The 14,525-nt window shown below is 36.8% G+C and carries 12 protein-coding genes; 5 read left to right on the forward strand and 7 right to left on the reverse strand.

Features of this window, described 5'->3' with window-relative positions:
* Window positions 1–138: 138 nt before the first annotated feature.
* The 7 genes from P20495_RS06425 to P20495_RS06395 form a co-directional block, all read right to left on the reverse strand.
* Window positions 139–2,226 (reverse strand): winged helix-turn-helix domain-containing protein, encoded by a 2,088-nt coding sequence (locus P20495_RS06425; RefSeq protein WP_008137513.1) that lies wholly within the window; start codon window positions 2,224–2,226, stop codon window positions 139–141.
* A gap of 218 nt (window positions 2,227–2,444) precedes the next feature.
* Window positions 2,445–3,551: a metallophosphoesterase gene (locus P20495_RS06420; RefSeq protein ID WP_008137515.1), complete on the reverse strand. Its 1,107-nt coding sequence runs from the start codon at window positions 3,549–3,551 to the stop codon at window positions 2,445–2,447.
* Window positions 3,552–3,609: 58 nt separating this feature from the next.
* The gene (locus tag P20495_RS06415) at window positions 3,610–6,645 is read right to left on the reverse strand and encodes a TonB-dependent receptor domain-containing protein (RefSeq protein WP_008137516.1); all 3,036 of its coding nucleotides are present in this window, start codon (window positions 6,643–6,645) and stop codon (window positions 3,610–3,612) included.
* A 602-nt stretch (window positions 6,646–7,247) separates the two neighbouring features.
* Window positions 7,248–7,748: a DUF1543 domain-containing protein gene (locus tag P20495_RS06410; RefSeq protein ID WP_007377016.1), complete on the reverse strand. Its 501-nt coding sequence runs from the start codon at window positions 7,746–7,748 to the stop codon at window positions 7,248–7,250.
* Between the two features lie 10 nt (window positions 7,749–7,758).
* On the reverse strand, window positions 7,759–9,105 hold the full coding sequence (locus P20495_RS06405) for a sigma 54-interacting transcriptional regulator (protein WP_008137518.1): 1,347 nt from the start codon (window positions 9,103–9,105) through the stop codon (window positions 7,759–7,761).
* A gap of 2 nt (window positions 9,106–9,107) precedes the next feature.
* On the reverse strand, window positions 9,108–9,650 hold the full coding sequence (locus P20495_RS06400) for a hypothetical protein (RefSeq protein ID WP_007377018.1): 543 nt from the start codon (window positions 9,648–9,650) through the stop codon (window positions 9,108–9,110).
* A 1-nt stretch (window position 9,651) separates the two neighbouring features.
* Entirely contained in the window at window positions 9,652–11,109 is a 1,458-nt protein-coding gene (locus P20495_RS06395; RefSeq protein ID WP_007377019.1) for a sensor histidine kinase KdpD, read from the reverse strand.
* A 331-nt stretch (window positions 11,110–11,440) separates the two neighbouring features.
* Between P20495_RS06395 and P20495_RS06390 the strand changes: the two genes are divergently transcribed.
* From P20495_RS06390 to P20495_RS06375, 5 genes are all read left to right on the forward strand, one after another.
* Window positions 11,441–11,674 carry an EF-hand domain-containing protein gene (locus P20495_RS06390; RefSeq protein WP_008137522.1) on the forward strand — a complete coding sequence of 78 codons (234 nt, stop codon included), beginning with the start codon at window positions 11,441–11,443 and terminating at the stop codon, window positions 11,672–11,674.
* Between the two features lie 24 nt (window positions 11,675–11,698).
* Window positions 11,699–11,926: a hypothetical protein gene (locus P20495_RS06385; RefSeq protein WP_008137524.1), complete on the forward strand. Its 228-nt coding sequence runs from the start codon at window positions 11,699–11,701 to the stop codon at window positions 11,924–11,926.
* A 290-nt stretch (window positions 11,927–12,216) separates the two neighbouring features.
* Window positions 12,217–12,453: a calcium dependent protein gene (locus P20495_RS20805; protein WP_033016114.1), complete on the forward strand. Its 237-nt coding sequence runs from the start codon at window positions 12,217–12,219 to the stop codon at window positions 12,451–12,453.
* 9 nt (window positions 12,454–12,462) lie between these two features.
* Window positions 12,463–12,699 carry a calcium-binding protein gene (locus P20495_RS06380; RefSeq protein WP_007377023.1) on the forward strand — a complete coding sequence of 79 codons (237 nt, stop codon included), beginning with the start codon at window positions 12,463–12,465 and terminating at the stop codon, window positions 12,697–12,699.
* 133 nt (window positions 12,700–12,832) lie between these two features.
* On the forward strand, window positions 12,833–14,509 hold the full coding sequence (locus P20495_RS06375) for an amidohydrolase (RefSeq protein WP_008137526.1): 1,677 nt from the start codon (window positions 12,833–12,835) through the stop codon (window positions 14,507–14,509).
* Window positions 14,510–14,525 lie beyond the last annotated feature (16 nt).

A 14,525-nucleotide genomic window follows, 5' to 3' on the forward strand; every position in this document is an offset into this window, starting at 1 on the left:
CCTATCTGTTTTTTAAGTAACACTATAAAATATTTAGCTAAAACTAATTTATGGCAGCCTACTTAGGGCCAACTTTATATTCAATTAGCTATTGTTCAAACTAATAGCAAAGCATTTATGTTACTCATTCGTTGAAAATCAATTAAATAATGGGTGATGTAATTGATTAATATTAGATTGTTCCGATAGACTTTTAGTAAATAACAGTTTTTTATGTAAAGGGATCATAGAAAAAGGCTCTGAATCTAAAATAGAGATTGTTGGGACATACAAAATATCGGTCAATAGTTTTTTCCCAATATTAAAACGTTTTATTGAATCCCCTGCTTTATCACCACTTTTAAAATAAACTTCATGGTTATGTATACTCCAGCCATAGCGGGTACCAAACTGTTTTCTATCGAGCAGTTTTACAGGCATATGAGGTTCATTTATATCAACCTTATATAACTCCTTTTTATTATCTACATATACGAGTATTTTATCACTATCCATATAGCCAAAACGTCCATTATTATCTGTTACTTTTTTTGTCATAAGCGTATTAGTATCTAATAAATAGAGTTCACGTTTTCCAGCTACATTTAACCTTATTACAAGATCTTTGTTATTAGGATGCCAAGTAGGGCGACCAAACTTATCTAATGTAATATTTAAGCGATTGATTTTTTTTGTTACTGAATTATAAACATAAATTTCATTTTCACTCTTACTAATTGCACTCGCAAATACTAATTTCTTACCATTATTAGACCAAAGGGGATATTTAGCATTCTTTTTTAAATTAGTAAGCTGCCTGCGATTACTGCCATAAATATCAGATAGCCACACTTCGTAATAACCACTTTCATTTGATAGATAGGCTAGCTCTTGGGATACCTCTGAATAAGTAGGGTATTTATTGCTAAACTCAGATTCAATAACGGGATAAATACTAGTACCAACCGATGTAGAAAGATCGTAACCCGCTATATAGTAAGTTTCTCGGCGCTTTTGGTAAAATAGACTGCCGTCTGCAGAAAAGCTAGGAAAGCCAAACCCAGATATATTTAAAGGTGTTTGCTTCAAGGTTTTTAAATTAAGTATAAACCCTGAATGCTTATCTGCTTTTTGACTTCCAAAGACAAGCAAATCGTTACTTTTATGCCAGGTCATCCCCTCAATATCATTATGCTTAAATGTAACTTGCTGAGCAGCTTTGGTTTTTAAGTTTACTATAAATATATTTTCGCTAGTATTACTTGCACGCCTTGCTACGGCAACGTATTCACCATTAGGAGAAAAAGCAATATCACGTTCTCTGTATGCGCAATTGTCTTGACAACTAAACCGCTCAGGCTTTGCTTGATTATTATTTAAATTTAAAAAGTAAATGCCGTCTTCTATATCTCCTGTCACTTTAGAATTAAAAGCGAGCGTCCTTCCATCTGATGACATTGCAATATATTTAACTCCAGTTGTAACTGGACAAGTAGCTAGTTTAGTTTCCTTCTTACTAATTAGTTCAAACTTTATAACAAAGCACTTAGAGGCAGTTGTAGATAAAAAATAAATATATTGTTGATCAAGGCTCCAAACAGCTCGACTATAGGATGCATTAGTAATAGTAAGCTGTATAGGTGGCACTTGAGGTGCAGCTAACTCTTTTAAATATAAGTGACGCCCTGCATTATTAGCCCATATATAAATCACTTTTTTACCATCCGGTGAAGGTGAAACAAATAATTCACTACCAGGGTCTTTAGTTATTTGCGTAACAGTGGCATTAGCTGCCTTTTTAGGCGCTAAGTAAAAAGAAAGTAAGCCTATGATTATAGTTATTAAAAATAGTGTGGTTAACCAAGGTATAGCATTAGATTTGTCGTTTTTACTTGAAAGGGAAGGAGCTTGTTCTACGTTAACGGCTTGTGGTTTAACTAATAACTTATAACCTCGCTTGCGTATTGTTTCTATTACACAAATTTCATTATTAGGATATTTAAAACATTGCCTTATTTGCCAAATGGTATTAGTAAGTGCTTTTTCCCCTACGAGTTCATTATTCCCCCAAACATGCTCAATTAATTCAGCGCGAGAAACAACACGAGGGTAATGTAAAACCAAATAGCAAAGTACCTCTGTTACTTTTGGTTGAATTGATTGCTTATTTTTAGTGTTGATTAAAATAGCATCTTCTTGAGGCAGCACAGTATAGGGACCCAGAAAAAAAGGCTGTTCAACATTCATAATGAAATACTTACCTTACTATTTTATTTAAAATACAAACAATTACATCTAAAACAATATTTCACTGTTTACGAGTTATTATTTTATTCTACATGAGTTAAGTAATTAAAACACAAATGTTGGATAGGTGAATGCTGGTTTTTAATTTAGTCACGATGAATTATTGACTATTCCAATAAAAATAAAAAAGAGCAAGTAATCCGCCCCTTATATTAAGCTTAATTTAATGCTAAACGTTTGCCTGATAAAGTGCCTCGACTAAATAGACCATTTTCTATAAATAAAATTTCTCCGTACTCACCATTTTTAATACTGCTATCGATTGCGATCACCTTACCTTGGTAGCGCGCCTCTATTCGTTTTTGAGAGGTGTGTCCCACCACTATATTTTTAATTTCAAAATGTTGTAGCAACAAATCGATTTCTATATCTGTTGCACCATCATCTTTAAAATATCCGCGATACCAAATAGGCCCGTTCTTTTTGTGTAATTCTTTTGCAAAGCCCTCTCTAGGGTTATCTAGCTCAACTTTAACTAAATTTTGTTTAAAAACTGTGTTTATCGATTGCAATGACACTGCACTTTTAGCAAAGTCGGGGTGAAAACCCCCATGAGCAAATAAATAATCATCTATTTTTACTAACACCGCTTTGCTCCGTAACCAACGACCAAGAATAGTGTGCTTATTAAATAAACTAACAAATTCTACATCAAGTAACTTTGCCGTGCGGACATATTTAGCATGCAGGTAACGTAAGTCGTTATTCAGTACCATAACCTCATGATTACCTAATAATAAATGCAAAGAGCCACCAGCTTGCTTAGCTTGTTGCTCAAGTTCAAAAATAAACCATAGAATTTCAGTTACTTTATCACCACGATCAAATATATCTCCGGTAATCACAAAATGGCCATCACCATAGCTCCACTTGCCTTCATTATTTATAATTTTGTTATTGGTTAATAATTGCATCATTAAATCAAACTGTCCGTGCAAATCACTTAGAGCCGCTATTTTAGAAACTCCAGTAAATTCAATTAGATCCTCAGTAAACTCAAGGGTGTTTACCTCTGCTGTTAAACCGCACTGAGAAAAATAAATAGGTATGCTTTTAAATTCTGTTGCTTGGTGTTTCGCCTGATCGTTACAAATCCAAGCTATGTCTAATACAGAGTTACTTTCAGCAATATAAGGACCGTCTTTTAGTACAAAAAACTCATTAATTGTTGTTTGTTGATTTTTTGTGTACAAGTCATATTCAAAAAATGCATATAGCCCAGAACATACTAATAAAGGCAGTAGTAAAAAAAGTATATGTTTCATATTTAACCTTAAGAAAACCACATCCTTGTGGCAAAAACTTAAATAAAGCTATCGTCGATTAAAATGAATATTCAGCTTTTATAAAACCAAATCGACCAACACCACCACCGTAACCACTGTAGTAGTTACCAGTGCTTGTGTGGAACGAACCGTTATTGTCAAATATATTATTAATACCGCCTGATATTTTCAAACGAGAGTTTTTATCCATTTTCATTGAATACGAGGCTGAAATATCGTGTCGTAGGTAGGTTCCGTAATTTTGGAAGTACAATGGCTCTGGGTTTTCAATACACCCGCTATCACCCGTATTACAAAGGACCTTATTATCAGCTACAGCATCCAGATAATCGCTAACATCTTCATCAGTCTCTAGCTCATCTTTGAATCCCCCCAAGTATTTAACTTTCCAGCGTACACTTAACTCATCAAGCTTCCATCGAAGTGAAACCGAACCTTTATCTTGAGATGTATAATAACCTGCATAATTTAAGGTCTCTAAACCATCGTTACCTTCATAAGTCGTTGACTGCTCAATAACATGATTAAAATCACCTTTTAGTGTTAAAGAACCGTAATCATTTAGATCAATTTTTTGTGAAAATGTTATATCAACCCCACGCGCACTTTCTTCGTTTAAGTTATATACACGTTGGATAATTTTAGTTATCTGGCCTTCACTGTTTCGTGTAATATCGTTACAAAATGCATTGTCGGTGCCATAACTTAGGCTTGAGTTATAGCATTGCTCTAATATTTCTTCGTTAGGGATTTCTCCAAGCGCATCTTCAATTGAAATGTCGTAGTAATCTATCGCGAGGTTGAAGCCTATTAAAAAGTCAGGCGCCATTGTGATTCCAAACGTGTAAGAATCTGATGTCTCAACATTTACATTTGAATTACCTGCATTTGGAGAGTAACTATTGTTCTCATCTGCCAACTCAAATGCTTCATCCTCAGAGATTAAAGTAGCAAGAGTTGGATCTAATCGACAATTTGCATGGCCAACTTCTGTTGAGGTAGCTGTTACACCTTCGCATATGTCATCAAAGCTATCAAAGTCACCTCGAGGAGGTGAATAAAGATCACTGATACTTGGCGCACGCTGTGAACGTGAATAGTTAGCTCTAATGCCATAACCTTCAACGGGTATCCACATAAAACCAAGCTTATAACTGGCTACGTTGTCTAAACTATCGACGCTGTATTGTGCTAACCGTAATGACGTTTCGACTGAAAGTGACTTAGCAAAAGTTACTTCTCTGAGTAGCGGTATACTAAATTCACTAAATATTTCAAACACATCCATTGATTCATTAAACTCAGGAATTGTATTCCAAGTGATCCCCCCCACTTTTAGCTCTTCGCTGGTTTGTAAATCAACAGTGTCTTTGCGGTACTCACCTCCAAATACAGCTGATACATTACCCGCTGGTAGCTTAAATAAATCCCCTGTCATGTAACCTAAAAGATTATATTGCTCAATATAGGTATTAATTGTTGGACTACTGCGTATCCAATCGGCCATTTCTGGTGTAATTGAACCTTCGCCAAATATATTTAATGCAACACAACCATCTGCACGTGCTTGCTCATCTTTACATTGAATAGTACCATCTTCGAGTTGCTCTGCTTGCAAAGCTTGGTTTACTTTGACTATATTTAGTTCGTTATTACGATGCTGTTCTTGATGAAATTTACCAAAGCCTACCGACATATCCCATTCCCACTCATCATTAAAAGCGGTTCCCTGTAAACCAGCCCAAGTACGAAGGGTTGTACGATTATTTTCGGTTGTAATATTACCTACTTCACCAAAACGTCTATCCCAATAAATACGATCTTTATATGGATTAGTATCAATCATCTCCTGGGGAACATAAGGGTTATCTATTGGAATATATCCAGGTCGAATATCATCTAAAGCATCGCCAGTTTCTGCATCAAAAGTTGGTACATAGGCACTTTCATAATCGTCTTCTGGTGACTTATTATTGAAAGAACTAGTAAGGCTTAACTGAACTTGAGCATATGCTGTTAGTGAGTCGTTAATATCGTAATTAAGTTTTACGGCAGTGCTAAATTTATCATTTGGTATTTTGAGCGCAACATACTCATTTGAATTAATACCGTAACGCTCTTCGTTACCTTTCCAATCATCACGTAACGTTTGCCCATCGTACCAAAATTGAGTGTCATTATTACTAGACTCTAAAAATACGCCTCCTAGAGTTCCATCACTTTTGCTTGCCCAATCGGCGGGTGTTTGATCACGCATACATACATCATCGCCATCTGCATTTTGCATTGTGTTACACATAAGCGAGCTGTCGTAGCCATGAACATCTTCTAATTGGGCACGTTTTCTATCTGAGTAACTTAATCCAAATTCACGGTCCCAACTAGAGCTAACAAAGACGTAACCTTTATCATCATCAAATGAAGTACCGTAATCCATATCAATCGTGAATTCTTTTGCACCGCCTTCAAACGACTCCCCTGTTCGACCGCTTAAACTAAAGCCTTCTTTATCAGTTTGCGTAATTATATTAACCACACCTGATACCGCATCTGCACCATAAGTTGCAGATGCGCCACCGGTAATAACTTCAACGCGCTGCACCATACCACTAGGGATCGTACTTAAACTTACTTTATTACCACTGTAACTATTTGAAACAACACGACGCCCATCAATCAATGTTAACGTCCTACTAGCACCCAAACCGCGTAAATTAACGGTAGAAAGCCCGGTACCCGAAACTAATGACTGACTATTAGTATTACTAATATCTTCAGTTAATGAAGGAATACCATCAACTAAAATATCAGCTAACGATCCCACACCTGTATCAGCAATATCTTCACGAGTCATAACAACTAGTGGTGTAGGAACACTAAAACTATCACGTCTTAAACGAGATCCTGTTATAACAATTTTTTCTACTTTTTCTTTGGTTTTGGCCACTTCTTTAGCTAACGTTGTATTTGTTTGTGGTCCAACATCAATATTTTCTTGTGCTATCACTTGCTGAGAAAAACTTGCAGTGATCGCGATTACTAATAGGCATTTTCTTGTTGATAAAGTGTTCACACGCTTCCCTTTATGAATGTTTTTAATATTTATGTCATTATTTTTAAGTTAAAACAGTTCAATTTATTAATTATTTTATTTGTTACTTATAATTAAATAAATGTTAATTAAATAGCAATCACCTTAACCTCCTTTATGTCACTTCTTTATATCTTTTTAAAGTCTATTCATTTAAAAACAATAACTTAAAATATTACATAAAGCATGCAATCACATACCGTAGTTAGCTTTCATTGAAACACACTGTTTTCTAACCGTATGTATGGCGCGCTTTATTAGGTGGCACGCTTTTTACTTTGCCACAGATTATTGGCATCTAATTAGGTGAGGTTGATGATGAACTTTAAGAGTGATTGCACTTTTTCTATGTATTTTTACAACTTGGATCATGCAAAAATAAAAGAGTACCCACATCAGGCAGATACAATTAATTATTAGCTTTTGAAAGATATAAATATCGTGCGGAAGGAGAAATGTTGCAATATAGGTGTCATTAAAAGTTAGTTTCATTGCTTTGCTTTTAGCAAAACATGTCTTTATGTCGCTTTAATCTCACAAAAAAAGCAGCGTTAATAACAAGCTGCTCCGATACTCATAAGTCATTACAATATATGGTAGCCAAACCAATCTGGCTTTATGGTTTGTGCTTCACCGCTGGGGGTTAACTTTATATTCAATTGGCTGTCGAGTAAATCAATGGCAAAGCAATCGTCTACATCATGTAAATCATCTTTATGAATATGGCTAAGCCCTGCAAGTAAATCGTTTTTAGCACGCTCTTTAGCTTCATGGCTACTGCTTGCAACATACAGTGCAAAGTCGTGTTGCTCAGCCATAGAATCACTTCGGTAAGCGCCTAAATTTACAAAATAGAGTTGTTTATTTTGCTCCACATAGCTCTCGACTACTTCTACTTTAAAACCATCTATATGATTAATTGCCATGTAGCTATCCATGTGAACATTACTTCTGTCGCCTACCCACTGGCTTTTTAACTTTGAGTAGGTTTGTTCTATATTCTCCCCTACAACAAAACGAATATCATGCATTTCTATATGGCAACCCTGAATTCGCCCCCCTAAATACACCATAAATAACTGCATTTGCTTCTCTTTATAAATTATCTACATCAATATTATGTTTTTTAATCAGTTTATAAAAGTCTGAACGGTTACGTTTGGCAAGCTTAGCGCCTTCAGCTACGTTACCACCAGCCATTTTTAAAGTGTTAATTACATAGTCGCGCTCAAACTCTTTTTTAGCGTCGTTTAGTGATAATGGTTCTACGTTTTTTTCATTACTATTTAGCGCAGCTAACACTAAGTGCTCTGAAATAACATCGCTTGGCGTTAATGCTACAACCTGCTCTACTACGTTTTGTAATTGGCGGATATTACCTGGCCAATCGTAACGTACAAGTGCATGCATAGCATCGCTTGCAAAGTGTTTTTCATTTTGGTTCATGCGCTTAGCAATGCTTGCACTAAAATGTTGTGCTAATAAGCTTATATCTTCGCGGCGTTCACACAGTGGCGGTAATTTTAAATTAACTACGTTTAAGCGATAGTATAAATCTTCTCTAAATTGCTGGTTTAAAATAGCTTCAGGAAGATTTTTGTGTGTTGCCGATACAATACGCACATCTATTGCTATCTCTTCTTGAAAACCTACTGGGCGAATTGTTTTTTCTTGTAATACGCGCAGTAACTTAACCTGCAAGTTAAGCGGCATATCGCCTATTTCGTCTAAAAATAACGTGCCACCCTGTGCTTGTTGAAACAAGCCTTGGTGATCTTTAATTGCACCCGTAAACGAGCCTTTTTTATGACCAAATAATTCGGATTCTAAAAGCTCCCCCGGTACAGCGCCGCAGTTAATTGCAACAAAAGGGCCACCGCTTACATGACTATGCTGATGAATCGCCTGTGCGAGTAATTCTTTACCAGTACCACTAGCCCCCGAAATAAGTACATTAACTTGCGTTGGCCCAAGTAGTTTTACTTGCTCTAACAAGTGCAGCATTGCACCACTGCGCGTAACTATATTACTTTTAGGTGCAGCTTCATCAGCGTTAACACCGTGAATTTCAATTGCTTTAGCAAGGCTGTCAAATAGCTCATCTTTATCTACAGGTTTAGTTATGAATGCAAAAATGCCCTGCTTAGTTGCCTCTACTGCATCAGGAATTGAGCCGTGCGCTGTCATCATAATGACAGGTAATGCTGGGTAGCGGCTTTGCAGCTGACGATGCAGTGCCATACCATCCATTTCATCCATGCGTAAGTCGGTTATTACGGCATCAAACACTTGGCTTTTAAGTATTTGTAGTGCGGTTAAGCCGCTTTCACAGGTTGTCACTTCGTATCCTTTTGATTCAATACGAATAGCGAGCAGTTTTAATAAGCTAGCGTCGTCGTCAACGAGTAATACTTTTGCACTTTGCACTTTAGTTGCTGCCATCGTTACTGCTCCTTCGTTTCTTCTCGTAGTAAAAGTTGCTGCTCAATCGTAGCTAACGATGAGAGGGTTTCTTGCATTTTATTATTAAGTGCTTGCTGCTCTTTTTTAGCATTTATTTGCATAGTTACTTGCTGCTTTTGAAGCCATAAATATTGCTTTATGTCATCAGGCCAAAAGTAAGCAAGATCGAGTTTTAGCAACTTAGTCATTACCGTATTTGGATCATCATTTATGTTTAAGCACATAAATTTAAAAAAGCGTTTAAGCTCGTTTTCACCTGTAAAAACATCTTTGTTAGGTACCAATTTAAATCCGCCACACTGATTAGCGTGCCATGCAATAACTTGCTCTGCAGGAGGATAGCTTGGTTCAATTTTTGGTCTAGGTTTTGGACTAGGGTTACTGTTTTTGTCGTTCGTTTTTTTTGTATCGACCACAGGTGCAGGTGTAATTGACACACGCTCTTTTTGCCCATTATTAATTTCACAACCTGATATAACCATGCTACTAAGCACACATAAAATAGCGATTAAACGCAAGCGCATGTTAATTAACTCCTAGACTTTTTGTTATGGGAATTTTAATTGAAAACCGGCAACCATGTGGCTCGTTATGCTCAACAGTAAGTGTACCTCTTAGCTGTTCAACAGACTCTTTTACAATAGTTAAGCCCAGCCCACTGCCTTGCAGCGTAACATTTTTACTGTGTTTACCTTGATAAAATGCGCTGAAAATTTGAGTTTTTTCTTGCTCTTTAATACCGCACCCTTTATCAAGTACAACGATACAAAGCTGGTTTTGCTCAAGCGCTAAATTAATAGTAACGCTTTGCTTATTATCTGAAAATTTTAAGCCATTTGAAATAAGCTGAATTAAAATCATCTCAATAAGCTCACTAGGTAAAGCAAGCGGTTTGTTAGGTAAAGTGTTTTGCCACTGCAGAGCTTGCTCACGCGCACTTAAGCGATGCTCAAAATGGCTATTAATTTTATTAATAAGAAGACTAAACTCAACTTCACTTAAGCTGTCTTTACTGGTGCGAATCGCATTATAACTCAGCAGGCTGTCAATCATTGTGCGAAGGCGCACCATAGATTGGCTAATAAGCTCAAGCACTGCTTTTTGCTCAGCGGTAATTGGGCCTACTATTTCATCAGTTAATAAGTCAGTGCCTTCAACCATTGAAGCAAGGGGCGTTTTTAGCTCATGGGTAACATGGCGTAAAAAAGTATCTTTTTGCTGCTCAAGCATATGAAGTTGCTCTTGCACCCATTGGAGCTTTTCTCCTAGCTCAACAAGCTCAGCTGAACCTTTCACAGATATTTTTTGCTGCCAATGCCCCTGCCCTAGCTTATCAATAACCGTAGTTAACCCTTTTAGTCGCCCACTTATACGCCATAAAAAACCACCACCAACAATTAAAGTAAGCGGAATAAGTGCCACCAGCCAGTTTATAAATGACGCTTGCAGGCTTGTAAGCTCATTTTGGTTATTGGTAATTTGCGCTTCGTTTTTATCACGTAACCATAAAGTAAGCTCAGCAACTAAATCGCTCACTGGCACAAATAGCTCAGCTTGTTGTTGTTTTTGCTCAACGAGTTTTACATGCGCGGTTTGTAAGGTGGTATATAAGCGTTGCCATTGGTGAATATACTCTTTATTCGTGTTTACAAATTTGAGTTCATCAATGCTTTGTAGGGATGATTGCCATTTATCGACAATGAGCTTATCAAGCGATTCACTTTTTAATACCCAGTTTTGCCTAGTGGCGCGCTCAAGGCTGTTGAGCTCTTGTTTTAGAGTATTAAACGATTTGGTAACTTGATAGTTGTTACTCACGATACTTTGAGTAACCGCTAATTGCTTGTTAAGCGCATTTAAAAATACAATCACCACTATAGAAAGCGGGAGTAACGAAAGCAGCATACTCATTGCAAATTGCCCAATTAAATTAGGCCGCCAGTTAAGCATTGCTTGGTATTTTTTAGCTATGGTTGCTGGCATTTCGTTTAGTCCTTTTAAGTTAAGCGTTCTATTATTAAGTGCTTACCTTATACACTAGCTGAACCAGCAATTATATTTAATACGATTAACAGCCAGCGCTACAAAAACAATGTGTCGCCAAATAGAGACAGCGTAACTCGTTGATTTTAATAAACTCCCTTTCACTCCCACCAAATAATGTTGCAAAAGGCGCACAAAAATTACAATAAACCCAGTAAAAACTTCTCATTGGCTTAAAGCAAAAATAATAACCAATTGAAAAATAACAATAATTATTATTGGCACCATTTTTGTAACAGGAGTTATAGCTTTAATCAATAAGGAAATAATTATGAACAAACGCATTTTAGTAATTTCATCATTACTGACTTTAGGCTTTTTCGGCGCTAATGCACACGCAATGGACGTTCACGCGACTTTTAACGAACTTGATAAAGACAGTAACGGCACATTAAGTGAAGCCGAAGCAGGTGAAGATGCTGTGTTACACGAGAATTTTTCTCAAATTGATACTAATCAAGATGGGCAATTGTCGCTAGATGAATTCAAAAAATTTATTCAATAAACTCATTTAATAAGGAACGTGATTATGAAACAACTTATCGCCGCTTTTTCATTAATGTTTTTAGCAATTAGTGCCACCGTAATTGCATCGCCAACAAATGTGCGTTTTGCCCACTTAGATAAAGATATGAATGGACAAATATCAATTATCGAAGCCAAGCAAGACAAAGAAGTAATGAAGCAATTTACCGATTTAGACGAAAACGATGATGAAGTAATTTCTAAGACAGAGTTTAAAAGCTTTAAGCCTTAACAAGTTAAGTTTTGCTTAAGCTTTTATCTAGTAGAGTGAACTAAAGCATTTGCCATAATCCCTGAGGGAGTGTGTAAAAGGATTTAATGTTGGGATTTAAATTATGGCAAGTGCTTTCCCCGCTTCTACTAAATTGTTTATAACCTAAATAACCTGAACTCTGGTTAATAAATCTATCTCAAGCAGCTATTCCCAGCGCTGACTGCGTTGAATTTACTTGTAATAGGCCAGATGTGTTAGCTAACCTCTCAACCAGATTACAGGTTAAATAATCTTTTGGAAGAAATACCATGAGGATACTTTCCTTTGTTACAAGCATCTTAATACTATCAAGCTTTGACGCCCTAGCACTTGATGTTAAGCAACGCTTTTCCCATCTCGATACTAACAAAAATGGTTATTTAACCCATGATGAACTTGAACCTCAACCACAATTATTGAGCACATTTTTGATATGGGATAAAGATCAAGATAACCAAATTTCATTAATCGAATTTAAAAATTATCTAACCAATAACCTCTACTGAGTATTTCCTATGAAAAAAATACGCTATATGGCACTTTTTGCATTCAGCACTTTTTGCACTCTAAGTTTTGCCGCAAGCAATAATATTGTTGAACAATTTAATAAATTTGATAGAAACCAAGATGGCTTTTTAACACGTGGCGAAGCATCAATAGACCCTGCTCTTTGGTCTCGATTTTCAAGCTATGATCAAGATAAAGATGGTAAGCTAACATTAAATGAATACGGTTTATACGCGAGTAAATAATTGTTAACTCTTAAGCTAGGTAGGTATCACTAACTAGCTTTAGTTTACTTCGTCCCCCAACCATCTCATCATATTGGTATTATAAAAATGATTTTGTTAGTGTTGATTCACTAACAATAAAAAATAATGCCTTATGCTACTCAAAAAACTAATCAAACCACTCATACTAGCCAGCCTTTGCGCAAGTTCTAGCTACACTCTTGCACAAACAAAAGTAATTTATAACGCCAATGGTTACACCCCTTTATACAAAGGCGAAGTACAGCAGTTTTCTACCCTTGTCATTAAAGATGGCAAGGTAGTAAAAGTAGGTGGCGATACACTAAAAAATAGCTACCCAGACGCCAAGCTCATTGATGTACAAGGTAGCACCTTATTACCAGGCTTAATTGATGCTCATGGCCATGTTATTGGCCTGGGAGATAACTTATCGCAGCTTGATGTACGTGGTGCAAAATCGGTTGATGAAGTCACAAATAAACTAAAAATATTTGCCAATAACAAACAAGGTTGGATTATAGGGCGAGGTTGGAACCAAGAGCTTTGGGCTGATACCCGCTTCCCAACAGCTAAAGATTTAGACAAAGTAGTTAATGATCGTCCAGTTGTGCTTTCACGTGTAGATAGCCACGCTATTTGGGCAAATTCAAAAGCGCTCGAACTTGCAGGTATTACCGCCCAAACAAAAGCACCTGAAGGCGGTGAAATAATTAAAGACGAATTTGGCAATCCTACCGGCATATTTGTAGATAAAGCAGAATCGCTAATTACCCAGCATATGCCAGAAGCTTCCAAGCAAGATATAAGCGATTCGCTTGATGCAGCAGGAAAGCATTTATTAAGTTTAGGTATTACCTCTACCCATGATGCTGGCATTGATAAAGCAACGTGGGAAGTTTACAAAGAACGCAGTGAGCTAGGAAATTTACCTGTGCGTATTGTGGCCATGTTAAGTGGCGCTAGCCCCGACTTAAACACAATGCTTAAAGCAGGGCGATACCAAGACGCAAACAGTTTCATGTCAATCCGCAGTGTTAAAGTATACGCCGATGGTGCACTTGGATCTCGTGGCGCAGCTCTTATTGAAGATTATGCAGACCGTACAGGCCATCATGGATTAATGCTAGAGACACAAGAAAAACTCGAAGCACTCTTTACGCAAAGCTTTAAGCGCGGTTTTAGCGCTCACACCCATGCTATTGGCGATAAAGCAAATAAAGTGGTACTTGATGCTTATGAGAAGGTGTTTAAAAAAACGGGAGGGATATTGCTTCGTAACCGTATAGAACATGCGCAAATTGTAACGCTTGAAGACATTCCTCGCTTTAAAAAGTTAAAGATAATCCCATCAATGCAACCAGTGCATGCTACATCAGATATGCATATGGCAGAGCAACGCTTAACTGAAAAACAACTAAGCGGTGCCTACGCTTGGCAATCTTTTTTACAGCAAGGATCTATTATTGCGGCTGGGTCGGACTACCCTGTAGAACTCGCTAATCCATTCTATGGGTTATATTCAGCCATTACACGCATGGACCACAATCAATTACCTAAAAATGGTTGGCGTGCAAGTGAAGTATTAAGTAGAGAAGATGCATTACGTGCATTTACTTTAGGCGGTGCGTATGCCGCACATCAAGAGTTTAAAATTGGTAGCTTAGAACAAGGTAAATGGGCTGACTTTATTTTAGTAGACAAAGATTACTTTAAAATACCTGTTGATGAGATTTATGAAACGAATGTGTTGCAAACATGGATAGCAGGAATAAAGCTGTACGAAAAAGAAAAAAATATTATCGATAAATAAAACCTATAAAGGGTTA

The sequence above is a fragment of the Pseudoalteromonas sp. BSi20495 genome (assembly GCF_000241185.1).
GTDB lineage: Bacteria > Pseudomonadota > Gammaproteobacteria > Enterobacterales > Alteromonadaceae > Pseudoalteromonas > Pseudoalteromonas fuliginea.

What these genes read in the sequence shown, in the direction of transcription:
- P20495_RS06425 (WP_008137513.1), bottom strand. Translation starts at nt 2,226, where the DNA reads ATGAATGTTGAACAGCCTTTTTTTCTGGGTCCCTATACTGTGCTGCCT.
- P20495_RS06420 (WP_008137515.1), bottom strand. Translation starts at nt 3,551, where the DNA reads ATGAAACATATACTTTTTTTACTACTGCCTTTATTAGTATGTTCTGGG.
- P20495_RS06410 (WP_007377016.1), bottom strand. Translation starts at nt 7,748, where the DNA reads ATGCAGTTATTTATGGTGTATTTAGGGGGGCGAATTCAGGGTTGCCAT.
- P20495_RS06405 (WP_008137518.1), bottom strand. Translation starts at nt 9,105, where the DNA reads ATGGCAGCAACTAAAGTGCAAAGTGCAAAAGTATTACTCGTTGACGAC.
- P20495_RS06400 (WP_007377018.1), bottom strand. Translation starts at nt 9,650, where the DNA reads ATGCGCTTGCGTTTAATCGCTATTTTATGTGTGCTTAGTAGCATGGTT.
- P20495_RS06395 (WP_007377019.1), bottom strand. Translation starts at nt 11,109, where the DNA reads ATGCCAGCAACCATAGCTAAAAAATACCAAGCAATGCTTAACTGGCGG.
- P20495_RS06390 (WP_008137522.1), top strand. Translation starts at nt 11,441, where the DNA reads ATGAACAAACGCATTTTAGTAATTTCATCATTACTGACTTTAGGCTTT.
- P20495_RS06385 (WP_008137524.1), top strand. Translation starts at nt 11,699, where the DNA reads ATGAAACAACTTATCGCCGCTTTTTCATTAATGTTTTTAGCAATTAGT.
- P20495_RS20805 (WP_033016114.1), top strand. Translation starts at nt 12,217, where the DNA reads ATGAGGATACTTTCCTTTGTTACAAGCATCTTAATACTATCAAGCTTT.
- P20495_RS06380 (WP_007377023.1), top strand. Translation starts at nt 12,463, where the DNA reads ATGAAAAAAATACGCTATATGGCACTTTTTGCATTCAGCACTTTTTGC.
- P20495_RS06375 (WP_008137526.1), top strand. Translation starts at nt 12,833, where the DNA reads ATGCTACTCAAAAAACTAATCAAACCACTCATACTAGCCAGCCTTTGC.